20 protein-coding genes are annotated in these 22,288 nt (G+C 63.5%); 8 read left to right on the top strand and 12 right to left on the bottom strand.

Going from position 1 to position 22,288, the window contains the following annotated elements; translation table 11 throughout:
- Positions 1-21 precede the first annotated feature (21 nt).
- The 5 genes from yaaA to IE053_RS04940 all read right to left on the bottom strand — a co-directional run bounded on the left by yaaA (position 22) and on the right by IE053_RS04940 (position 5,217).
- A complete protein-coding gene (yaaA, locus tag IE053_RS04960; protein ID WP_189574756.1) occupies positions 22-780 on the bottom strand; it encodes a peroxide stress protein YaaA in 759 nt (252 codons plus the stop codon).
- A 51-nt stretch (positions 781-831) separates the two neighbouring features.
- Entirely contained in the window at positions 832-1,899 is a 1,068-nt protein-coding gene (locus tag IE053_RS04955; protein ID WP_189572693.1) for a histidine kinase dimerization/phosphoacceptor domain -containing protein, read from the bottom strand.
- A gap of 109 nt (positions 1,900-2,008) precedes the next feature.
- Positions 2,009-3,484 carry an FAD-binding oxidoreductase gene (locus IE053_RS04950; protein WP_229786062.1) on the bottom strand — a complete coding sequence of 492 codons (1,476 nt, stop codon included), beginning with the start codon at positions 3,482-3,484 and terminating at the stop codon, positions 2,009-2,011.
- A gap of 42 nt (positions 3,485-3,526) precedes the next feature.
- On the bottom strand, positions 3,527-4,258 hold the full coding sequence (locus IE053_RS04945; RefSeq protein ID WP_189572691.1) for a DUF4197 domain-containing protein: 732 nt from the start codon (positions 4,256-4,258) through the stop codon (positions 3,527-3,529).
- A gap of 47 nt (positions 4,259-4,305) precedes the next feature.
- Positions 4,306-5,217, bottom strand: a complete 912-nt coding sequence (locus IE053_RS04940; protein ID WP_189572688.1) for an L-threonylcarbamoyladenylate synthase — start codon at positions 5,215-5,217, stop codon at positions 4,306-4,308.
- Positions 5,218-5,306: 89 nt separating this feature from the next.
- Here IE053_RS04940 and IE053_RS04935 point away from each other — a divergent pair, with 89 nt between their 5' ends.
- Entirely contained in the window at positions 5,307-7,106 is a 1,800-nt protein-coding gene (locus IE053_RS04935) for an acyl-CoA dehydrogenase (protein ID WP_189572685.1), read from the top strand.
- A 98-nt stretch (positions 7,107-7,204) separates the two neighbouring features.
- Here IE053_RS04935 and IE053_RS04930 read toward each other — a convergent pair whose 3' ends face one another.
- Positions 7,205-7,849, bottom strand: coding sequence for a GNAT family N-acetyltransferase (locus IE053_RS04930; protein WP_189572682.1), 645 nt, complete (start codon positions 7,847-7,849; stop codon positions 7,205-7,207).
- Between the two features lie 109 nt (positions 7,850-7,958).
- On the opposite strand from IE053_RS04930, the gene IE053_RS04925 reads away from it, so the two are divergent.
- The 3 genes from IE053_RS04925 to IE053_RS04915 all read left to right on the top strand — a co-directional run bounded on the left by IE053_RS04925 (position 7,959) and on the right by IE053_RS04915 (position 10,624).
- Entirely contained in the window at positions 7,959-9,248 is a 1,290-nt protein-coding gene (locus tag IE053_RS04925) for a lipoprotein-releasing ABC transporter permease subunit (protein WP_189572679.1), read from the top strand.
- A complete protein-coding gene (locus tag IE053_RS04920; RefSeq protein ID WP_189572676.1) occupies positions 9,241-9,903 on the top strand; it encodes an ABC transporter ATP-binding protein in 663 nt (220 codons plus the stop codon). Before IE053_RS04925 ends, IE053_RS04920 begins: the two co-directional genes overlap by 8 nt.
- Positions 9,904-9,964: 61 nt before the next feature.
- Positions 9,965-10,624, top strand: coding sequence for a DUF2799 domain-containing protein (locus IE053_RS04915; RefSeq protein ID WP_189572673.1), 660 nt, complete (start codon positions 9,965-9,967; stop codon positions 10,622-10,624).
- 9 nt (positions 10,625-10,633) lie between these two features.
- On the opposite strand, the gene IE053_RS04910 is transcribed toward IE053_RS04915, so the two are convergent.
- The 3 genes from IE053_RS04910 to IE053_RS04900 all read right to left on the bottom strand — a co-directional run bounded on the left by IE053_RS04910 (position 10,634) and on the right by IE053_RS04900 (position 13,387).
- Entirely contained in the window at positions 10,634-10,888 is a 255-nt protein-coding gene (locus IE053_RS04910) for a hypothetical protein (protein ID WP_189572670.1), read from the bottom strand.
- Between the two features lie 127 nt (positions 10,889-11,015).
- On the bottom strand, positions 11,016-11,360 hold the full coding sequence (locus tag IE053_RS04905; RefSeq protein WP_189572667.1) for a phasin family protein: 345 nt from the start codon (positions 11,358-11,360) through the stop codon (positions 11,016-11,018).
- An 89-nt stretch (positions 11,361-11,449) separates the two neighbouring features.
- Positions 11,450-13,387 carry an ABC-F family ATP-binding cassette domain-containing protein gene (locus IE053_RS04900; protein ID WP_229786061.1) on the bottom strand — a complete coding sequence of 646 codons (1,938 nt, stop codon included), beginning with the start codon at positions 13,385-13,387 and terminating at the stop codon, positions 11,450-11,452.
- A gap of 247 nt (positions 13,388-13,634) precedes the next feature.
- Between IE053_RS04900 and IE053_RS04895 the strand changes: the two genes are divergently transcribed.
- From IE053_RS04895 to IE053_RS04885, 3 genes are all read left to right on the top strand, one after another.
- Positions 13,635-14,000 (top strand): BlaI/MecI/CopY family transcriptional regulator, encoded by a 366-nt coding sequence (locus IE053_RS04895; RefSeq protein WP_189572664.1) that lies wholly within the window; start codon positions 13,635-13,637, stop codon positions 13,998-14,000.
- The gene (locus IE053_RS04890) at positions 13,990-16,443 is read left to right on the top strand and encodes a M56 family metallopeptidase (protein WP_189572661.1); all 2,454 of its coding nucleotides are present in this window, start codon (positions 13,990-13,992) and stop codon (positions 16,441-16,443) included. The genes IE053_RS04895 and IE053_RS04890 overlap by 11 nt, the downstream gene beginning before the upstream one ends.
- Positions 16,444-16,613: 170 nt before the next feature.
- Complete coding sequence (locus IE053_RS04885; RefSeq protein WP_189572658.1) at positions 16,614-18,233, top strand: long-chain-fatty-acid--CoA ligase; 1,620 nt, start codon at positions 16,614-16,616, stop codon at positions 18,231-18,233.
- Positions 18,234-18,311: 78 nt separating this feature from the next.
- Here IE053_RS04885 and IE053_RS04880 read toward each other — a convergent pair whose 3' ends face one another.
- From IE053_RS04880 to IE053_RS04870, 3 genes are read right to left on the bottom strand one after another with little or no spacing between them, the layout of a single operon-like run.
- Complete coding sequence (locus IE053_RS04880; protein ID WP_189572655.1) at positions 18,312-18,713, bottom strand: MAPEG family protein; 402 nt, start codon at positions 18,711-18,713, stop codon at positions 18,312-18,314.
- Entirely contained in the window at positions 18,710-20,827 is a 2,118-nt protein-coding gene (locus tag IE053_RS04875; protein WP_189572652.1) for an AsmA family protein, read from the bottom strand. Before IE053_RS04875 ends, IE053_RS04880 begins: the two co-directional genes overlap by 4 nt.
- Positions 20,824-21,012 (bottom strand): DUF6324 family protein, encoded by a 189-nt coding sequence (locus IE053_RS04870; RefSeq protein WP_189572648.1) that lies wholly within the window; start codon positions 21,010-21,012, stop codon positions 20,824-20,826. The genes IE053_RS04875 and IE053_RS04870 overlap by 4 nt, the downstream gene beginning before the upstream one ends.
- Before the next feature lie 137 nt (positions 21,013-21,149).
- On the opposite strand from IE053_RS04870, the gene recA reads away from it, so the two are divergent.
- Complete coding sequence (gene recA, locus IE053_RS04865; RefSeq protein WP_189572645.1) at positions 21,150-22,217, top strand: recombinase RecA; 1,068 nt, start codon at positions 21,150-21,152, stop codon at positions 22,215-22,217.
- The last annotated feature ends 71 nt before the right edge of the window (positions 22,218-22,288 follow it).

Genomic DNA, 22,288 nt, shown 5'->3' with positions numbered 1-22,288 from the left:
GCGCCCTGCGGCAAGCCGAAATCAGGATGCCTTGGGCGGCTGCGGCCGGCTGAAAACCCAGTCGCGGGGAGTCGATGCCTGCAGGTTGAAGCGGTAGCCCCCGCCACGGAAATCCTTGAGGCCCTCGGGATCGTCGATGCGGTGATCGACGGCGTAGCGCGCCATCATCCCGCGCGCGGTCTTGGCGAAGAAGCCGAGGGTGCGCAGCTTCCCTTCTTTCTCCTCCTTGAAATGGCACGTGATGACCGGGCTTTTCACCCCTTTCACGGCCTTGAAGTACTCGTTCGAGGCACAGTTCACGAGGGCTTGGCCGCCGAGTTCCTCGTCGAGGGACTTTGCCAGAAGGTCGCCCCAATAGTCATAGAGGCTCTCCCCGCGTCCGACCTTGAGTCTCGTCCCCATTTCGAGGCGGTAGGGCTCGATCTCGTCGAGGGGACGCAGGATGCCGTAGAGGCCCGAGAGGATTCGCACCCGGTCCTGCGCCGCTTGCAGCCCGTCGGCGTCGAGCGTGCCCGCGTCGAAGCCGCGATAGACATCGCCGTTGAAGGCGAGGATCGCTGGTTTCCTCGATTGCTCGCCAAAGGCCCGGTAGCGCTCGGCATTGAGGGTCGAGAGGTTCTCCGACAGGCCCATGAGCTCGCCAAGCTGCCGCGCCGACTTTTTCTGCAGCACGCTGACAAGCTTTTCCGTCTGCTCGGGGAAGCGCGGGGCCGTGGTTTCAACGCGCAGGTCGACGGGCTCGAAATTCAGGTTCTTGGCAGGGGACAGGACAATCAGCATGACGGGCATGTAGCCGAGCCGAGCGTGCATTGACAGGGGCGCTGGCGCGCCTCAGCGGACTGCCTCGATCGGCACACTGATATTGGCGCAATAGCCCTTCTGGTCCGTCAGGACGTCGACGGTTGCAGAAAGCTGGCTCGACAGGTTGAGGATCAACGCCCGCCCGAGGCCACGGCTTTTCATGGCTTGCTGATAGCATGCCTCGGAAATTCCGCAGCCATTGTCACGGTAGACCACGTCCACGGCCGTCTCCGTCACATCGATCTCCAGCTCGATCCGTGGATCGGGGGTGTCCGCGAAGGCGTGCTTCATGGAGTTCACCGTCAGCTCGTTGACCGCCAGCACGAACGGCACTGCCCTGTCGAGGGTCATGTCTGCGACCCCGTTCGTCTTGGTCCGCACGGAGACGGTCTTGCCCGAGGAAAGCGCTTCGACAGTTTCCTCGACATTTTCGCAGAGATAGCTGACGATTTCGATCTTGTTGTGCTGGCCGGTCTGATAGAGCTTCCGGTGGAGTTCCGCGAGGGTATGGACCCTGCTCGACGCCTCCTCGAAGAGCCTCTTGGCCGCTTTGTCCTCCACCGCACGCGCCTGGATCCGCATCATCGACGAGACGATGGCGAGGTTGTTCTTCACCCGGTGATTCACTTCGTAGAGCAGCGTCTCCTTGGCCGCGAGCGCGGTGTCGAGTTCGCGCTGGCGACGCAGGTCTTCGGTCCGGTCGAAGATCGTGAGAACCGAGGCGACCTGCTTGCCGTTCTCATCAAGAACCGGCCGCGCCGTACCGACAGCGTCGACTTCCGTCCCGTCGGGCCTGCGTATCTTCCAATGTGCGTTCTCGACGGTCTCGCCCTTCATCACGGCGCGTGCCAGGGGCAGGTCCTCGAAGGGGTGGGGCTCCCCCTCGGGGGTCAGGAGGTGGTAGGTTTCCGAATACCTGTCTGGCTCCACGTCCAGTTCCTTGACGCCGTGGAGCGCCTCGGCAGCCGAATTGACGTAGATCAGCTTGCCCTCGGTATCGGCAACGATGACGCCTTCGCCAAGCTGTTCCAGCGCGGCCAGCAGGATGTGGGCGTTGGTCCCGCCAAGGATTCCAGTGAGCTCGGACAGGACCGACATGTTACGCTTCCTCGCCAATGACGCTAATTTCCCTGGACGTTTCAGGCTTTCGATAGCGTAACCTAGCTCGGGATGGGCATTTTGCCCATCTCCTTGAATTGCGCCTCGGTTATCCGAGCAGCTTGCCAGGATTCATCAGGCCCTTGGGGTCGATCGCGTGCTTGATCGCCCGCATCAGGTCCATCTCCACCGGGCTCTTCCGCTCGGCAAGCTCGTCACGCTTGAGCTGGCCGATACCGTGCTCGGCCGAGATCGACCCGCCGAACTCCACCACGACATCATGGATACTATGCTCGAAATCGGTCATCCGCGCGCGCCACGCATCGTGCGGGCCATCCTTCGGACCGAGGATGTCGTAGTGGATGTTGCCGTCGCCCATATGGCCAAAGGCGATGATCCGTGCACCGGGTTCCATGCCGTGCACCGTCTCGTCCGCCCGCCGGAGGAACGCCGGGATCGAGGCGATCGGGACGCTCACGTCACACTTCACGCAAGGCGAGGGGTCGTTTTTCATTGCCTCCGAAGCATTATGCCGGATCGTCCACAGGGCGCGGGCCTGCGCCTCTGAGGTGGCAATGGTGCCGTCGCTGACGAGCCCCTCCTCGAAGGCGTTTTCGAGGATACCCCCTGCCACCTGCGCGAGAATGCCTTTCTGGCCCGAGGCGAACTCCATCAGCACATACCAGGGCGCCCGCTCTTTAACCGGGCGCGGAAGGTCGGGAAAATGCTCGAGCACGAGATCCACAGTCCCGGCGTTCATCAGTTCGAAACTGCCAAGCTGCCCGCCGGACCGGTCCTGCGCCATCGACAGGAGTTTCACGGCATGCTCCGGGGACGGAACAGCGAGGAACGCCGTCACGTGATCCTTTGGACGCGGATAGAGCTTGAGGACAGCGGCGGTGATGATGCCGAGCGTTCCCTCGCCGCCGATGAACAGGTGCTTGAGATCGTAGCCTGTGTTGTTCTTGCGCAGCGCGTTGAGTCCCTCCCAGATGCGTCCATCCGGAAGTACGACTTCGAGGCCGAGCGCCAGGTCCCGCGCATTGCCGTAGCGCAGGACATGCACGCCCCCTGCATTTGTGCTCAGCACACCGCCGATATTCGCCGTTCCCTCCGCGCCGATCGAGAGGGGGAAAAGGCGGTCGGCTTTCTCGGCTTCCTGCTGCGCTTCCTGCAGGGTGATGCCGGCCTCGAGCGTCATGGTGAAGCCTTCGGGCGAGACGTCACGCACCTTGCGCAGGCGCTTGGTCGTGATGATGACCTCTCCTTTCGCGGCGCCGCCGCCGACGAGGCCGGTGTTGCCGCCCTGCGGTACCACGGCGACACCATGGGCGTAGGCCGCGGCCATGATCCTCGAAAGCTCTTCGGTCGACCCCGGCGCGAGCACCAGCGGCGTCTCGCCGGGCCAGCGGCCGCGCCATTCCTCGAGATGCGGCGCCCATGCATCCTCAGGCAGGATCGACTTCGGGTCAGCGACGGCGCGCAGGGCTTGAAGGGCGCTCTCGGGGATCTTGGTCATGGGCGGGAGATGCTCTTTGAGGATATAGAACGCAAGTTCGGGCTGCCGGGCCGTTCGTTCAGCCACGTGTTACGGATCAGCGCTTGTTCGCTTTCGGAGATGACGAGATTACCCGAATACCCGCCGAAGGATCTCGCTCGTCCGCTTGGCCGGGTTTTGCCGAATCTGCGCTTCCTCTTCGGCGATGTAGACGAAGAGCCCTTCGAGGCCGCGGGTCACGCCGTGGCGGATGAGGTCCTGCTTCGCATCGGCACCCAGCTGCGGGGCGAGGGGGATGCCTTCGAGCCGGGTCACCATCTGGTCGAAGGTCTGGATCGCGCCTGCGCGTTGTAGGGCGTCCGTCATGATCGGTGTGAAGAGGTTCGTGAGCTTCGGGGTCGTGGTGCGCTTGAAATAGTCGGTCGCTGCTGTCGGCCCGCCATTCACGATGGCAATGGCGTCGGGTATCGTCAGTTGGCGGATCGCCGCGACGAAAATCGAGCGCGCCTGCGGAGCCGCCACTTCGGCGCCGCGGTTGATCTGGACTTCGAGATCGTCCAGCAGCGCCGAGAGGCCGAAGCGCCTGAGAGTCGTCTGTATGCTCGCAAGCCGCGCCGGAAGGGGGATCCGGATGGTCGGATCGCCGAGATAGCCATTGGTCCGGCCGACCCGCGCGATGGCCGCGCTGACCCCTTGGTCAAGCGCGGCGCGGATGCCTTCCGCCGCCTCCGCCGGGGTCAGGCCTCCGCGACCGGTGGTCCCGCCCAGGACATCGCCCAGCACCGAATTGAGCTCGTCCGTCGTACAGGCGGCAAGCGCGACAGGGGTCAGCGCGAGAAGCGCGCGGCGGCTGATGGTCATGGTCTGTCCTCCCGAGGCCGTCGTCCTTATCACGCCCCCGGCCCGGGTCATCCCCGGGGCGCAGCGGCGCGCCGGAGCCTGTCATTGATCGCGACGCCGAGGCCTTCTTCGGGGATCGCAGCGACCGCGATTGGCTGGCCCCGCTCATCGAGCTTCCTGAGATGGCTGAAAAGGTTCGCAGCTGCCTCGCGCAGGTCCCCCGACGGCGACAGGTCAAGCGCGGCACCGTCCGTCCCGCCGAAGCCGAGCAGCACTTCACCCTCCCGCGCTGCCTGAGCATTCAGCCTCAGCGCCGCATTGGGCGCGTAGTGGCTCGCCAGCATCCCCGGCGCTTCGATGCCGCCGCCGGGAGCCTGAAGCGGGTGGCCCAGCCGCGCTTCGACCTCCCGCGCAGGGATCGCGCCGGGACGCAAGAGCGTCGGCCTGCTTTTCGCGAGGCTGATGATCGTGCTTTCGATGCCCGCCTCGCAAGGCCCGCCGTCGAGAACGGGGACCGCATCGCCGAACTCGGCCACCACATGCCCTGCCGCGGTCGGGCTGAGCTTGCCCGAACGGTTGGCGGAGGGCGCGACGATGGGCTTGCCAAGGATTTCGATGACCTCGCGGATCAGAGGATGTCGGGGGATCCGGACGGCCAGCGTGTCGAGGCCCGCGCCCGCCAGCTCCGACACCGGCGCGTCCTCCTGTTTCTCAAGAACGATGGTCAGCGGCCCTGGCCACAACAGCGCAGCGAGTCCCCGCGCGCAGTGGTCGAGCTTCACCACGCGCCCGACCTGCTCCAGCGACGCGCAGTGCACGATCAGCGGGTTGAAGCGCGGGCGGCCCTTGGTTTCGTAGATCCTCGCCACCGCCTCGCCATTCTCGGCAAGGGCCGCGAGGCCATAGACTGTCTCGGTCGGCAGGGCGCAGAGGCCACCCGCGGCAAGGATCTCCGCCGCCTCGGCTGCATTGCGCAACATTCTGCTGCCCTTCGTCACTTTGCTTTCCGGTCCTGTCTGCCGCACAAGGCGTCCAACGATGTAAAACCCCGATAAGGGAGAAACGCTTTATGCCCTACAATTTCCCGGTCAAAGACGTTCAGTTCCTGCTGAATCACTCTGCGGATTTCGACCAGGTCCGCGCCACTGGTGCCTTCGAGGACCTTTCCGACGATTTCCTCGAAGCGGTGCTCGAAGAGGCCGGCAAGTTCGCAAACGACATCCTCGCGCCTCTCAACCGAATCTCGGACCAGCAGGGCGCGCGCCTCGAGAATGGCAGGGTCATCACCACGCCAGGCTTCAAGGAAGCCTACAAGCAATATGTCGAGGCGGGCTGGAACTCGGTCGCCTTCCCGGAGGAGTGGGGCGGGCAGAACCTGCCGAACTCTGTCGCGCTCGCCGTCGTCGATGCGATGCAGGGCGCCTGCATCAGCTTCGCCATGGGCACCATGCTGACCACCGCCGCCGTGAAGGCGCTCCTCGCCTTCGGCACCGAGGAGCAGAAACGGCTCTATCTCGGCAAGCTGACCACCGCGGAATGGTCGGGCACGATGAACCTGTCCGAGCCGCAGGCCGGCTCCGACCTCGCCACCATCAAGACCAAGGCGACGCCGAACGGCGACGGCACCTACAACATCAAGGGCCAGAAGATCTGGATATCCTATGGCGACCACGACATGGCGGACAACATCGTCCACCTTGTCCTTGCGCGCCTGCCTGACGCTCCAGAGGGCACCCGCGGCATCTCGATGTTCCTTGTGCCGAAATTCCGTGTGGACAGCGATGGCAACATCGGTGAGCATAACGACGTCAAGGTGGTCTCCATCGAGGAGAAACTGGGCCAGCATGGTTCGCCCACCTGCGTCATGGCCTATGGCGATAACGACCAGTGCATCGGCACCCTCGTGGGCAAGGAGAACGAGGGGCTGAAGAACATGTTCGTCATGATGAACGCGGCCCGGATCGACGTCGGGATGCAGGCCGCTTCGGTGGGCGAGGCTTCATTCCAGAAGGCTCTCGAATATGCCCTTGACCGGCCGCAGGGCCGCAAGTTCGGCGTCAAGGCAGGCCCGGCGACACCGATCTGGAACCACCCGGACGTTCGCCGCAACCTGTATACGATGAAGGCGTTGACCGATGCGTCGAAGGCCATCTGCTTCGCCAACATGGTCGCTTATGACCTCGCGCGCCGTTCGCCCGATCCTGATGTCGCACGAGCCGCGAAAGAGCGCGAGGAGCTGCTGACGCCGATCTCGAAAGCCTTTTCCTCGGACCGTGCCCTCGAGACGACGAATATCGGCATCCAGGTCCATGGCGGCATGGGCTATGTCGAGGAGACCGGTGCCGCGCAATTCTTCCGTGACGTGAGGATCTGCACGATTTACGAAGGCACCAACGGGATCCAGGGCATCGACCTCATCGGCCGGAAGCTTGGCATGGGTTCGGGCAAGCTTGCCTATGACTTCATCGACGAGGCGATGGCGAACGCCGACGCGGCGATCGCCACTGGCGATGCCGATCTCAAGCGCGCGGGCGAACGCATGAAGCTCGAAGCCAAAAGCCTCCGTCAGAACACGGAGTGGATGGTCTCCGCCATGCAGACCAACCCCGAGGAGGGCCTCGCCGGCGGCACGCCCTATCTCGACCAGTTCGGCTATATCGCAGGCGGTCACTACCTGTTGAAGGGGGCGATCTCCGCGCTGGAAGCGAAGAAGCAGGACCCGTCGCGGGCTGACTATTTCGATAGCCGCATCCACATTGCGAGCTTCTATTGCGACAACCTCCTGCCGCGCGCCTCTGGCCTTGCCCCGGCGGTCACGGCAGGCGCCCAGACAGTGGAGCCGGTCGAGCCGACGCTTCTGAGCGCCTAATCCCTGGCATCCCGAGAGCGGCAAAGCCGCTGCTCGGGACCCAAAGAGATCACCGTCTGGGTTCCGGGCTCACCCTTCAGTTGCCCCGGAATGACTATCTACATGAACGATTGAAGCGGCCGTTTTTGTCGCCCGCCAGCATCGAAATTGCCGTCATCGAGCCATGCCTCGAAGGCGGCTTTTCTTTGCGGCCATTCATGGTCGAGCATCGCGAACCACTTCGTGTCCCGGTTCGCGCCCTTGACCCAGCGGTGCTGCCTGAATGTTCCCTCATAGCCGAAGCCGTAGCGCTCGCCCGCGCGCGCGGATGGCGCGTTCTCCGCGTTGCAGATCCACTCGGCCCGGCGCCAGCCGAAATCCTCGAACAGGTGCCGCAGCATCAGGTAGATCGCCTCGGTCCCCTCGCGGCTCCGCTGCAGTTTCGCGCCATAGGCGACCGAGCCGATCTCGGCACAGCCATGCTCGGGCTTCATGCGCATGAAGGCCGCCATGCCGAGGGGCGGTCCACCTGGTTTCGCAATGGCCATCAGGTTGACGCCCTGCGCATTCTGCCGCGCCACCATCGCGAGGAAGGCGACCTCGTCCCTGAAGGGGCCGATACCCATCCAGCGCCAGAGCGCGGCCTCCTCAGCGACCATCGCGCCAGCCAGCGTCTCCGCCACGTTGGCTTCGGCGATGGGGGTCAGGGTCACGAGGCGACCCTGCAGGGCCTCGTGCCCCGGCACGCCGTCGCGTTTCGGCATCCAGTCTCCTGTCACCGCCTCTTCCCTCCCGGCAAAACCTTTCCCACCCGTCGCTTGTCGGCGCTAGCGGAACTTGCCACATGCGAAGAAGACAAAGGGAAGTTCCCCGATGAGCGATCAGTCCGCCTCGAAGCCCTTCGGGCTTTTCGAGCGTATGTTGGCGTTGCGTTATTTGCGGGCCACCCGCCGCGGTGCGGGGGTCAGCCTGATCTCCGCTATCGCCTTTCTTGGCATTCTGCTTTCGGTGGCCACGCTCATCGTCGTCATGTCGGTGATGCAGGGCTTCCGAATCACGCTGCTCGAGCAGCTCCTCGGCGTGAACGGTCACGTCTTCGTCCAGCCTGTGGACAAGACCTTGCCCGACGGGGACGGCTACCTTGAAACCCTCGAAAGCGTGGACGGCGTGACCTTCGTTGTCCCGGTGCTGAAGGTCGAAGCCTTCGCTCTCGCTCCTTCGGGGGGGCAGGCTCCCGTCTATATCCAGGGCGTCGCCCGCGATGACCTGATGAAGATCGAGGAGGTGACAGGGCCCCGCTCGCTGCTCGAGGGCTCTTTCGACGGTTACGGTGTGAACACCGAGGATCCGGGCATCGTCATCGCCTATGGCGTCGCGAACAAGCTTCAGGCGCGGGCAGGGGAGTACATCACCCTCGTCACCAACCGCCAGCGCGAAACCCCCTTCGGGACCCTGCCGACCACGCAGAAGTCCTACCGGATCGACGCGGTCTTCCGCATAGGGAACTACGAATACGACAACATCCTCGCCTATATGCCGATCGAGGAGGCGCAGCTCTTCTCGGGCAAGCGCGGGCAGATCACCGAAATCGAGATGCGGGTCGAAAAGCCGATCGAAATCGACCTCTATCTCGACGCGATCCGTGAGGCGGCAGGGCCGGGAGTGCTGCTGTTCGACTGGCGGGACAGATTCAAGACCTTCTTCAATGCCCTCCAGACAGAACGCGGGCTGATGCGGATCATCCTGTCACTGATTATCGCCATCGCGACCCTGAACATCATTTCGAGCCTCGTCATGCTGGTGAAAGACAAGACCAGCGACATCGCCGTCATGCGCACGGTAGGTGCGACGGCGAACTCGGTCATGCGAATCTTCCTCATGGTCGGGGCGCTGATCGGCGTGACGGGCGCAATCCTTGGGGTCATTACGGGCGTCGCGCTGGCCTCGAATCTTGGACCGCTTGACCAGTATCTTTGCAGGCAATTTGACACCTGCCTTTTCCCGCCGGATGTCTACTACCTGAGCGAGGTGCCCTTCGCGATCGACCCCGGCGAGGTGCTCTTCGTCCTCGTCTTCGCCCTGTCGATGGCCCTCCTGTCGTCAGCCTATCCCGCATGGCGGGCATCAAAGCTCGATCCGGTGGAGGCGCTTCGTTATGAGTGATGTCCTTGACCTTCACAACATCACCCGCCGTTATGGTGAGCTCCTGATTTTCGAGAAGCTGAACCTCCGCGTGGGGCGCGGCGAGGCTGCAGCGCTGCTCGGCCCGTCGGGTTCGGGCAAGTCCTCGCTCCTCCACATCGCAGGCCTCCTCGAAGAGCCAAGCGAAGGCGAGGTCCTGATCGAGGGGAGGGCGACGAAGGCGCTCTCGGACCGCGAGCGCACCGCCATCCGCCGGGACAAGATCGGCTTCGTCTACCAGTTCCACCACCTGTTGCCTGAGTTCAACGCCGTCACGAATGTCATGGTCCCGATGCTCATCAAGGGCGCGTCCAAGGCCGCGGCGAGGGAGCGCGCGACAGAACTCCTCACCCGGCTTGGCCTAGCGGAGCGGCTGACCCATCAGCCTCCTGAGCTGTCGGGCGGCGAGAAGCAGCGCGTCGCGATCGCGCGGGCGTTGGCCAACCGACCACGGCTGCTGTTGGCGGACGAACCGACGGGCAATCTCGACCAGGAGACCTCGGCCAAGGTTTTCGACCTCTTCCTAGAACTCGTGGCCCAGGAGGGCGTGGCGCTCGTCATGGCAACCCACGATCAAGGTCTTGCCGCTAGGCTCCCGCGGGTTTTGCGAATTGAGAACAAGCATCTCGTCGAGTGATGCTTCCTTGCAGTTTCGTGACAGAGGTGTCAGCGTCGCTGTGGCGCAGGGAGTCAGGGCAGTGGTTTTCCGTCTAATTTTCCCCCTCTTGATGGCGGCGGCCGTGCTGGCATCCTGTGCCACTTTTTCCGAAGAAGAATGTCAGTATTCGGATTGGGAGCTCGTCGGCCAGAACGATGGTGCCAATGGATCGAGTTCGGGCGCCTTCCAGCGCTATGTCAAGGAATGTGGCCGCTACGGCATCCGTCCGGACTCGGTCGCCTATGAGCGTGGACGCAAGGAAGGGCTCAAGACCTACTGCACGCCCCAAGGCGTCTACGAGGCCGGCATGCGCGGACGCGGCAGTGCCGCCGTCTGCGGCAACGCACCGGAACTCGCCCGCATCCATCGCATCACGATCGAGTATTTCAATGCCCGCCGCGATGTCGCTCGCGCGCGCAACGAATATGAGCGGCTCTTCAACCGCCGCCGGTTTGTCCGCCGCGAGATCGAAGAGATCCGTGACAAGCTGGCCTATGACGACGGCCTTTCGGACGAGAAGCGCAAGAACTTCCGCCGTCAGCTCGAGGACTATTACGACGAGCTCGACGATTTCGACCGGCGCGAGTACCGCGTGCGGTTCTTCCTGCGGGACCGCGAGCGCGACCTGGCCCGGGCCGAGGCGGCACTGTTCATGTTGCAGGAGGAGCTGGGCCTGCGGGACTACCGTCCGCGCTACTAAGCCCTGCTTTCAAGCAAAGAACGCCAGCGCCACATAGCCAAGAACGGCGATCGCCGCGATCAGCACGATGGTCAGCAGGAATTTGAGGATCGTCGAGCTCGTGTAGCTGATGCTCACCGCGATCATCGCAACCGGCAGCACGGCGTAGAGGCCGATATCGGCGAGCTTCGGTACGCCCGGAACGGTCAGCGGTCCAATGACCCCGATGACAAGAAGGCCGATCCCGGCCAGCGAAACGATCAGGCTCGCAAGAAACTTCAGCATCGTCATCCTCCCCGTCCGGCGCGTCCCTGCGCCGGACCTCCATGCGCAATGTTCCAAGCCTTCGCGCCGCTGTCCAAAGAAAAAGCCCCGCCGGGGCGGGGCTTTCTGCATTCGAAGTGACCGTGGTTCAGCGGGTCGGGTCTTCTTCATCGACCTGCGGGTCCATGGCGTCTTCGACGTCGTCCGCAGCATCTTCCATGGCTTCGCCGACGTTGTCCGCAGCATCTTCCATGGCTTCACCGGCGTCGTTGGCCGTGTCTTCCATGGCATCCATGGTGTCTTCGGCAGCGTCTTGCATGGCGTCGCCCATGTCTTCCACGGCTTCGCCCATATTTTCAGTGGCTTCTTCGGTCGAGCCCTGCATTTCCTCGACGGCTTCGTCGAGCGACTCTTCGGCTTCGGTTTCGTTGTCACCGCAGGCGGCGATGGCGAGCAGCGAGACTGCGCTGGCCAGGATCGTGAGTTTTTTCATGTTGTCCCCATGACTGTGAGATATGCTCAACAGGGTATTACCGCCAAAAGGTTCCATCGCCAAATGGGGATTTCGCAGTTGCGAAGAGTTCACGCGTCCCCGGACGCCTCTTCGTAAGCCGCACTGGCCTCGAGCCAGGCTTCTTCCGCCGCCTCCAGAGCCCGCACAGCGTCGGCCCTCTTTTTGTTGAGATCCGCGGCCTTGGCAGGGTCTTTCTCGTAGAGGGCAGGGTCGGCGAGGGCGTCGTCCAGCTTCGCGATCAGCGCCGACTGCGTTTCCATCAGCTTCTCGGAATCGGTGACTTTCCTCTTGAGGGGCTGCAGCGCCTTGCGCTTCTCCGCAGCGTCGCGCCTGCGGTCCGCTGCGGTCTCGGCCTGGGGTTTTTCCCTGCGCGTCTCCTTCTTCTCCGCCGCCAGCACCCTTGCGCGGTAGTCCTCGAGGCTGTCATCGAGCCGGTGCACGTCGCCGTCGCGCACTTCCCACAGAACGTCTGCCACGGCTTCGGCCAGGTGCGCATCGTGGGTGATGAGGAGCACCGCGCCCTCATATGCGTTCAGCGCCTCGATCAGCGCGTCGCGGCTGTCGATGTCGAGGTGGTTGGTCGGCTCGTCGAGGATCATCATGTGGGGGTTGTCGAGGGTGATCAGTCCAAAGAGGAGCCTCGCCTTCTCGCCGCCGGACATATTCTCGACCTTGGTGTCCGCTTTCAGCGCGCCGAAGCCGAGCTGGGCCGTCCGCGAACGGACTTCCGCCTCGGTCCCGTCGGGCATCAGGGTACGGACGTGCTCGAAGGGCGTCTGCTTCGGCTTCAGCTCGTCGAGCTGGTGTTGCGCGAAATAGGCGATCTTGAGCTTCTTGTGCTTGAACAGATTGCCCGACATCACCGGCAGACGTCCGGAGATCGCCTTCACCAGCGTCGACTTGCCCTGGCCATTGGCGCCCAGGATCGCAATGCGATCGTCATTATCGATCCGTAGAGTGATCTTCCGGAGGATGGGGTTGCCTTCCTCATAGCCGATGTCGGCGTCCTGAAGCCGCACGATCGGCGGCGCCATGGGCGGCTTGGGCGAGGGGAAGTGGAACGGTGTCGTGCGCTCGGCGACCGGCAGGTCGACACTGGCCAGCTTCTCGATCGCCTTTACCCGGCTCTGGGCCTGCTTGGCCTTCGACGCCTTGGCCTTGAAGCGGTCGACAAAGGCCTGCATGTGCGCGCGCTGGGCCTCGATCTTCTCCGCCTGCATGGAGGCGAGCCGCGCCTGTTCCGCGCGCCGCCGGGCATAGGTGTCGTAGCCGCCGTTGTGTACGGACAGCTTCTTCTGGTCCAGCGCGAGCGTATGCGTCACCGAGCGGTTGAGCAGCCCGCGGTCGTGGCTGATGATAAGAGCTGTATAGGGATACTTCGCAATATAGCTCTCGAGCCAAGCCGCGCCTTCAAGGTCGAGATAGTTCGTCGGCTCGTCGAGCAGGAGAAGGTCCGGCCTTGCAAAAAGGACCCCCGCCAGCGCCACGCGCATCCGCCAGCCACCCGAAAATTCCGCACACGCACGGGCCTGTTCTTTGGTGGAGAAGCCGAGCCCCGAAAGGATCGCCGCGGCGCGCGCTTCGGCCGAATGCGCTTCGATATCCGCGAGGCGCGTCTGGATCTCGGCGATTTTCATCGGGTCCGTCTCGCTCTCGGCGCGGGCGAGGAGGGCGTGGCGCTCCTCATCGGCCTTCAGCACCGTGTCGAGCAGGCTCTCTTCGGTCGCCGGAGCTTCCTGTGCCACGCCGCCGACCCGTGCGCCGGGACGGATCGAGACCGAGCCGGCGTCAGGGCTGATTTCGTCACGGATGATGCGGAAGAGGGTCGATTTCCCCGTCCCGTTGCGTCCGGTGAAGCCGACCTTCCAGCCGTCCGAGATCATGGCGGTCGCCTGATCGAACAGCGTCCGCCCCTCGATCCGGTAGGTGAGGTCATTGATGTGCAGCATGGGACGGCGCGGATAGCGGGGAACGGGGGCGAGGGGAAGCGCTGGCGGCGACGGCATGGCGCTTTGCTCGGGGGATCGGCTCCCAGTGGCGCGTTTCGTTCCGCTTCGCCGCTCCCCGCGCCGCGCCGTTGCATCGCAGCCGTCCCGGCGCCGACAAAAAAGACGCGGTAAAACAGCTTCATGAACCTGCCTCGTGGCAGGCAAGACACGTTCACCATGACTCCGAGGACATCTGCGACATTCTGGCTTGACCACATCTGTAGTCATAGCATAAGCCTACATCCGTAGTCATAGAGGGAACGCTATGCGCATTTCCGATGCAGAGCTCTGTGTCATGGAGGTCCTGTGGTCCGACCCTGGTCTCGCTGCCGCCGACGTCGTCGCGCGGATCGAGGACAAGGACTGGTCCGACAAGACCGTGAAGACGCTGCTCGCCCGTCTTGTGGACAAGGGCGCCCTGCGCGCCGAGCCTGAGGGGCGCCGCTACCTCTACCATCCGCTGGTCAAACGCTCCGAGCACAGAAAGAGCGCCGTGGGCCGTCTCGCCGACACGCTCTTCGGCGGCAAGGCCGCCCCGCTGGTCGCGCATCTCGCCGATGCCCGCGACCTCTCGGACGATGACATCGAAGAACTCGAGAACCTGGTTCGGAGACTGAAAGATGACCGCTAGCGAATTCCTCATCCACGGTCTCGAGACCACGTTCTGGGTCAGCCTGCTGATCATCCTGGCGCTCAGCCTCCGCGGCCCGGTCACGGCCCGCTTCGGCTCCCGCGCCGCCATCCTTCTTTGGTCGCTCCCTGCGCTCCGCCTATTTGCCCCGACAGTGACGCGCAGGGAGACGATCGAAGTCCCGTCCCCGACCGACTCCGCGCCGCTCGCCCCCACCGGCGAGAACTGGACATTCGAACCGCAGCCCGTGGCGAACCCCGAACCTGGCGTCCGCGATGCCGTCATGACCTATGCGGGTCCCGTCGAAGAGACTCCGGCTTTGGCCCAGTTCTTGCCGATGTTCCGGGAGCTGATCACAGCTGAAGTCCTTGCTTCGCTGGTTCTCAGCCTGTGGTTCCTCGGTGTCGTCGTCGCACTGGCGCTCTGTGCCGGCAGGGCGGCTTCATGGCGGAAGACGCTTTTGGCCGAATCCGCCGACGTCCCCGAGGCGTTGGCAAGGATGGCGGAGGACGCCGCCGACCGCGTAGGCACGAAAAAGAACTTCACCCTCGTGGTGTCAGGCGCCGCCGATACACCCCAGCTCATGGGCTTTCGCAAGCCGCTCCTCGCCCTGCCGGTCGATTTTGCCGAGCGCTATGATGAGGAAGAGCAGGAAATGGCGCTGCTCCACGAGCTGATCCACCTGCGGCGGCATGATCTCTCCGTGCTCCTCCTTTCGGAGATCTCCTTCGCCCTGCAGTGGTTCAACCCATTGACCCGGCATGCCCGCAAAGCGCTCCGCGCCGACCAGGAAGCCGCTTGCGACGAAGCCGTCCGGGACCTCGGTGTCAGCACCAAGGGTTACGCGGAGCTTCTCCTGAAAGCCGCCAGCATCGGGCGCCCGGTCCCGGCGCTGACCCTGGATCACAGTCTCAAGGAACGGATCGTTCGTATGCAGAACCCTCTTGGAACACCTTTCCGGCGCTACGCCTTCATCCTGACCGCAGGTGTCTCGGCCCTCGCCGTTGCCGGCTTCACCGCCAGCTCCACCACCGTCACCGAATATGTGCACCCAGAGAAGGAGGCGGCGAAGGAGAAGGACGGATTCGACAAGGTCGAGGACAAGGAATGGGAACGCTTCCTCGCCGAAATCGAGGACGAGGAGACGGTCACGGAACGCGAGCTGGAGATCGCTCTTGAACGCCTCGCTGACAAGGAGCTTCAGCTTGAAGACAAGATCCGAGTGCTGCGTGTCGAGGGCCTCTCCGACAAGGAGCGGGCCAAGCTCGAGAAGAAACTCGAGGCCGCTCGCAAGGAGATGAAGCAGGAGCGCAAGCAGCTCGAATGGCGCAGCGAGGAAAGCCGGGAGCGCCGCGACCAAGCCCGCGCGCGGGCAGAAGCAGCGATCGAACGGGCTCGGGAACGCGCCCGCGAGGACTCCTCCAATGTCTTCTTTTCAGGCGGCAGGGATGGCGGCGAGCTTCGCAGGATCGAAGTCCGCGTCGGTCGCGGCAAGGGCGAGTCGATCGACCTGATCATTGATCCGGAAGGCAAGCTCCTCAACGCCGACGAGCTCGAGGATTTCGCCAGGGAAAACGACATCGATATCGATGTTTTCCCCGAGACGGATGGCGAGGTTGGCTTCGACCTCGATACCGGCGGCAAGAATGTCTTCATCGGCAAGGCGCAGCCTCTCCGCTTCGCGAGCCGCGATGGCGAGGCCGTGGCCGTGGTCGCCGGTCTCGCGAAGGAGCGTGGCGACCGGGCTGCTGTGCTTCGCCGACCGGGTGAAAAGCGGACATCCGGCGACGAGACCTATGGTTATTCATTCTCCGACGGCGACCGTCCGGTGGTCGTCGATCTCGGTGGTGGGGATAGCAAGGTCGCTGTCCTGGTCCCGAAAGGCGAGCGCAAGCATGGCCTCCGCCTTCATAACGACGACCACGCCGACCGGATCGGCCTGGTGGACCACGACGGCCACAAGGAGATGATGGTTCTCCTGACGGACCCCTTCGAAGGCCTGAAGGTCCCGCCGGTTGTCGCCCCGAAAGCCCCGAAGGTCGAAATCAAGGCGCCGAAACTCGAAACGCGCGAGACCGAGGAAGGGACCTGGATCCTCATCCCCGACGAGCCCGACATGACCGAGTTCGAAGTCGCCATGGAAGCCTTCGGAGAGGAAATGGAAGCCTTCGGCGAACGTATGGAGGCGTGGGGCGCGAAGATGGAGGTCGCGGGTGAAGCCCTCGAAGAACTTGCCGATGAATGCGCTGACCATCAGGAAGAGAGCGACAAGCCTATCATCCTCAGTGAGCGGATCGAAGGTGGCAAGCGCATCCGCGCGGTCTGTGCCACCGGTGGCCGCGACCGGTTCGCCTCCGAAGAGATGCTGCGCTTCATCGAGCGCCAGGGTCTCAGCCGGGAAGAGAAGAAGCACTACAAGGAATCGCTGCGCCTCCAGCGATAACCCGGACTAGGGCGCTTCTTCGGGGCCTGTTGCAAAGCTCCTGCCGCTTTGTCCCACTTCAGGTCCCGCGATAGCCGGGCGGCGATGCCATCGCCGCCCGTGCTTGCATGCGCGGCGGGGTTCCCTACGATGGCGGCAACGACCAAAAACAATCCGCCCGGAGGAATTTCATGCTCGGACTGATGCAAGATGTGCCCTTGCTGCTCACCGATATCCTGCGCCACGCGCTTCGCAACGCTCCCGAACAGCAGATCGTCACGCGCCTCGTTGAGGGCGGGATGCATCGCTACACCTACCGCGACGCGGGCAAGCGCATCGCGCAACTCGCCCATGCGCTGACCGAAATGGGCATCGGCATGGGCGACCGTGTCGGCGTGATCGGCTGGAACACCCATCGCCAGCTCGAACTCTATTACGCGCTCGCCGGGATCGGCGCCGTCTGCCACACGATCAACCCTCGTTTGGGGCCAGAGAATGCGGGCTATGTCATGGCCCATGCTGGCGACAAGGCGGTCTTCTACGACGCGACCTTCGCGCCTCTTGCTGCGGGCCTCTCGCCTTACCTCAAGTCCGTCGAGCACTATGTCGAACTCTGCCCCGAAGGACAGACGAGCCAGAACGACCTCAAAGCGAAAAGCTATGAAGCCCTGATCGCGGGCAAGCCGGAGGAGTTCAACTGGCCATCCTTCGACGAGAACACAGCCTGCGCGATGTGCTACACCTCGGGCACGACCGGCAAGCCGAAAGGCGTCCTCTATTCCCACCGCGCACTGGTGCTGCAGTCGCTGGTCAGCTGCCTTCCGACATCTCTCGGCTGCCAGCAGGACGATGTCTGCCTGCCGGTGGTGCCGATGTTCCACGTCAATGCGTGGGGTATTCCGTATGGGGCGCTTCTTCTCGGCATGAAGCTCGTCATGCCGGGCCCCGGCCTTGACGGCGCCAGCCTCCATGAACTGATCGTCAAGGAAGGAGTGACCTATGCCCTCGGTGTGCCGACGGTCTGGCTCAACCTTCTCGCCTATGTGGAAGAGAACAATCTCGACTTCGGCAAGCTGAAATATAGCCTCATTGGCGGCTCGGCACTGACAGAGTACCTGATCCGCGGCTACGACAAATACGGCGTGCGCTGCCGCCAGGGATGGGGCATGACCGAAATGTCGCCCATCGGCACGGTCAACATGGAGCCGCCGGGTTTCTACGACAAACCGGTGGACGAGCGCATCGAATTCATGTTGCGCCAGGGCAAGCCCGTGCCGTTCGTCGACATGCGCATCGTCAACGAGAAAGGCGAAGTTCTCCCCCATGATGGCAAGGCCGAAGGCCACCTGCAGGTCCGCGGCCCGTGGATCATCAAGGCCTATTACGGTTCGGAGGAGAGTGCGCTGACGAAGGACGGCTGGTTCGACACCGGCGATGTTGCCGTCATCCATCCGAACGGCCAGATGCAGATCACCGACCGGGCCAAGGACGTCATCAAGTCCGGCGGTGAGTGGATCAGCTCGATTGACATCGAAAACGCCGCGCTCAACCACCCCGAAGTGGTTCAGGCCGCCGCCCTCGGCATGCCCCATCCGAAATGGGACGAGCGGCCGCTTCTTGTCGTCCAGCTCAAGAACAAGGACGCTGATCTCAACGAGATCAAGGAGTTCGTGAACAAACAGCTGCCGAAGATCAGCCATGTGGATGACGTCGTGGCGGTCGACGAAATCCCGATCGGTGCAACCGGCAAGGTCCTGAAGACCAAGCTCCGCGAAATGCTCAAGGACTACGTCTTGCCCACCGCCAGCTGATACGATCCGCAAGCGGATCAATAGCAAAGCCCTCGCGTCCCGCGCGAGGGCTTTTTCATGCGGCCTGGTTGGAACTGGTTAGAAAAAGAGAGCAATAACGTAGACGGACGACATGGTGAGGACCAGGAAAGTCATGCCGCTCCCGAACATCCGCGCCATACGCTGGGGCCTGGTCATAGCACCGGCGGTCAGCATCAGCCCGTGTGACAGCCTCGCCGCGAAGAGCAGGGCGCCGCAGGCATGGATGAACGCCGTCGCCCCGCCCGACAGCTCGATCATGAGGAGGAGCAGGAGGATCATCGGCACGTATTCGATGAAGTTGCCGAAGGCCCTGATGCGGGCAAGCAGGTCTCCGTCCCCGCCATCGCCGAGCGAAACCTGAAGGGCGCGCCGCCGCAGCGGCACCCTTATGCTGAGAAAAGCCATCAGCAGGCCGAGCAGTCCGGCCCATAAAAGCGTGGCTTGGGGTAGTTCTGTCATTCCTGCGGTCCGTCCCCGGTATCCTCTTCAGGGCCGGTGCTATCGGAAGCCGCCCCGTCGGTCGAGGCTTCCCCCGCAGGCTCTTCCGTATCCTGCGCAGTATCGGCAGGCTCTGCGGGCTGCGCCGGTCGTCTCCGGCCCAGCAGGTTGCGCAGCTCCGTCGCCGCCCGCTCGCGCAGGGCACCCTCGATATCCTGACCTTCCGGGACGTCAATTCCCGCACGGCTGAGCGCGTCCGCAGCCACGCCCCGGACGAGCTCCTGGATCAGCGGATCGGGATCGAGAGCGATCTCCGGGTCGCTAAAGCTGCCTGTGACGACGATTGGTATACGGAATTCCCTGAAGGCCGTTTCCGATGGCGCCTTCGCGGCAACCCGGATTTTGAGGTCGAGGCTCTGGGCGGGCAGGTTTATGCCGCCGCTGATCGTTCCGCGGAAGGTGTCCGAGACCAGCTTCGCCTCGCCCAGCTGCGTGTAGCCATCGACGACCGTCACGTCGAAATCCGCAAGATCGAAGCGCGTCATCGCACCGGGCGCGATGGCTTCGGTGCGGAGGGTATTGATCGCGGTACGGAAGGCCGGCGCTTTCTTCGCATCCTGGCGAAGCTCCTGGACGAGCGCGAGGCCGGTCGTCGCGATCGTCGAGAGATTGATCCCGGCGATCGCGCCATCGGCAATGTCTGCATTCGCGGTGCCATCGAGATTGCGCACCCAGGCAGCCTCACTCGCCCCGCTCGTCGTCATGTCAAAATGGATCGTGCCGCGGCCTGTCAGGCGCTTCGTTGAAAGCAGGGCAGGGGCGGCGCGGGCAAAATCGACATTGGCGAAGTTGAGCGCCGATGTGATGCGAGGCATCGCTTGCCGTGCATCAAGCGTGAAGGCGCCCGCGGCAGTCCCCCCGAAAGCTTCCGCATTCTGAAGGTTGAACCGGGCCAGGCCGTTGGTCAGGGCCGCTGCGGCTTTCACATTGGTCAGCTCATAGGTCGGCAGGATGATCCGCCCGGCCGCGACGTCCACCGCGGCATTGGCCGCGTCGATCCCGGAGAAATCCATCTCCTCTTCGGACCAGGCGGGGAAAGGCTCATCCGCATCCGGAGCAGGCTCGCCTGTGCCTTCGGGGAAGAACGGCCTGAGGTCGACCTCGCCCGCAGTCACATTCCCCGTGAGCATCGGCTTGGCGCCCGACAGGTCGAGATTGAGGTCGCCTGTTCCCGACGCGAGCGCAGTCGAGAAGCGCAATGTTTCGAAAGCCACTGACTGGGCTGTGGCATCGGCGATGCCCGACAGTTCCATGGGGCTGAAGCTATCCGCCGAGGCGACCAGCTCTTCGCCGAGAAGAGGCGTCAGCGCGCGGAGATTTGGCACGCGGATCTCCAGCGGGCCACGGATCGTCAGCGGTTCGAGCACCACATCCGCATCGCCTTTGATGGTGTTGCCGCCGAGCTCGATGTCGAGGCCGATCGCCGAGGCTTTTTCCGCCGTGATCCGCCACGGATCGGCGATTTGGATGCCGACCCGCGTCGGCACCCCTTCGAGCGCCATCGTCCCGCCAAGCTGCAGCGCATCGCCAAGCTCTGGCAGCACCAAGACCATGTCGACATCGCTGGCGCGATAGGAAGCGTCCGGTGCGGTATAAGCGACGGTCCCGTCGATCACTTCGATCGTGCCTACGATGGGCGCCTGTTCGGGCTCGCCCGTTTCCTGCTCGCCAGGGGGGGCATCCCCGGCGCCCTGTCCGAGCGTCCAGTTGTTCGACCCGTCCGCACGTTGCTCAAGCGCGATCACCGGCTCGGTCAGCACGAAGCGTTGGATCTCCACCCGTCCTGACAGCAGCGGCCAGAGCGCCACGCCGAGCTGCGCTTCGGAGACGGTGACGAGGTTCTCAGCCGCGAACCCGTCGCCGCTCGCCACGGAGAGGTCGCTGATGGTGATTCGGGCAGGGAAGAGACTGACCCCGGAGATCCCGCCGATCGAGACCTGACGGTTCAGCGTTTCGCTCACCTGCGCTTCGGCCCTGCGGAGAAGGTCATCCTTGTCGATGAACATCGGGACCAGCAGCACGCCGACAACCATGAGAACAACAAGGCCGATCCCGATCCGCAAGAGCCATTTCATCCCGTCATCTCCCGTGCCGTCTTGGCCGCAGACATCAGCTCCTCGGCGATGGCTTCGGCATCATCCGGGTCGAAGTCCAGCGGAAGGTCGACGCCTTCGCCACTCACATAAATGCGAACCATGCCCTGATCGGTCGGCCCGACCTGAAGATCGGCGGCTGCGTCAGAAGGTGTGTTCAAACCCATGGCGACTCCCTCGAAGAAAAATCTCAGCTCGCCCTCTTGCGGGCGAGAACAAAACGTGTACGGCTGTCCTCGTCAACGGCATTCAGCAGCACCACCGACGAGGTTGGTGCTTGGCAGAGATGAGAGGATTGCCCACCATGACCAAGAACTTACGCGTAGTGGACGGCGGAATGGACAAGGCAAAGGCTCTCGAGGCGGCGCTCTCGCAGATTGATAAGGCTTTCGGCAAGGGCTCGGTGATGAAGCTCGGGGGCAAGGATGCGATCGTGCAGATCGAATCCGTGTCCACCGGTTCTCTCGGCCTGGATATCGCCCTTGGCATTGGCGGCCTGCCGAAGGGCCGGATCGTCGAGGTCTACGGGCCGGAAAGCTCCGGCAAGACGACCCTCGCGCTGCACGTGGTCTCGGAAATCCAGAAGCAGGGCGGCACGGCGGCCTTTGTCGATGCCGAACACGCGCTGGATCCGGTCTATGCCAAGAAGCTGGGCGTCAATCTCGACGAGCTTCTGATCTCCCAGCCCGATACCGGTGAGCAGTCTCTCGAGATTGCCGACACCCTGGTCCGTTCGGGGGCTGTCGATGTCCTGGTCATCGACTCGGTCGCTGCGCTCACGCCACGGGCGGAGCTCGAAGGCGACATGGGGGACAGTCTCCCGGGTCTCCAGGCCCGCCTGATGAGCCAGGCGCTGCGCAAGCTGACAGGCTCGATCGCACGCTCGAACTGCCTCGTCATCTTCATCAACCAGATCCGCATGAAGATCGGCGTCATGTTCGGCTCGCCCGAGACGACCACTGGCGGCAATGCGCTGAAATTCTACAGCTCGGTGCGCCTCGACATCCGCCGCATCGGCTCGATCAAGCAGCGTGACGAGGTCATCGGCAACCAGACCAAGGTGAAGGTGGTGAAAAACAAGGTGGCGCCGCCGTTCAAGGTGGTCGAGTTCGACATCATGTTCGGTGAAGGCATCTCGAAGACCGGCGAGCTCATCGACCTCGGCGTCCTCGGCAATGTGATCGACAAGTCGGGCAGCTGGTACAGCTACAATTCCGAGCGGATCGGGCAGGGGCGCGAGAACGCCAAGCAGTTCCTCAAGGACAATCCCGACATCGCTGCCGAGATCGAGAAAAAGATTCGCCAGAATGCCGGCCTGATTGCCGAGGATATGTTGGTCAATCCCGAAGGCGACGAAGCCGCCGAGGGGTAAAATCCCGAAAAAACCCGTCCGGTGGAATTCCAACCACCCGGCGGGGCTTTCCCTTGCAAGGCGATTGCGCT

Origin of the sequence: Parvularcula lutaonensis (assembly GCF_014651915.1) — a bacterium.
Lineage (GTDB): Bacteria > Pseudomonadota > Alphaproteobacteria > Caulobacterales > Parvularculaceae > Parvularcula > Parvularcula lutaonensis.
The sequence above is the reverse complement of the archived record's forward strand: the minus strand, read 5'-3'. Positions and strand labels throughout refer to the sequence as shown.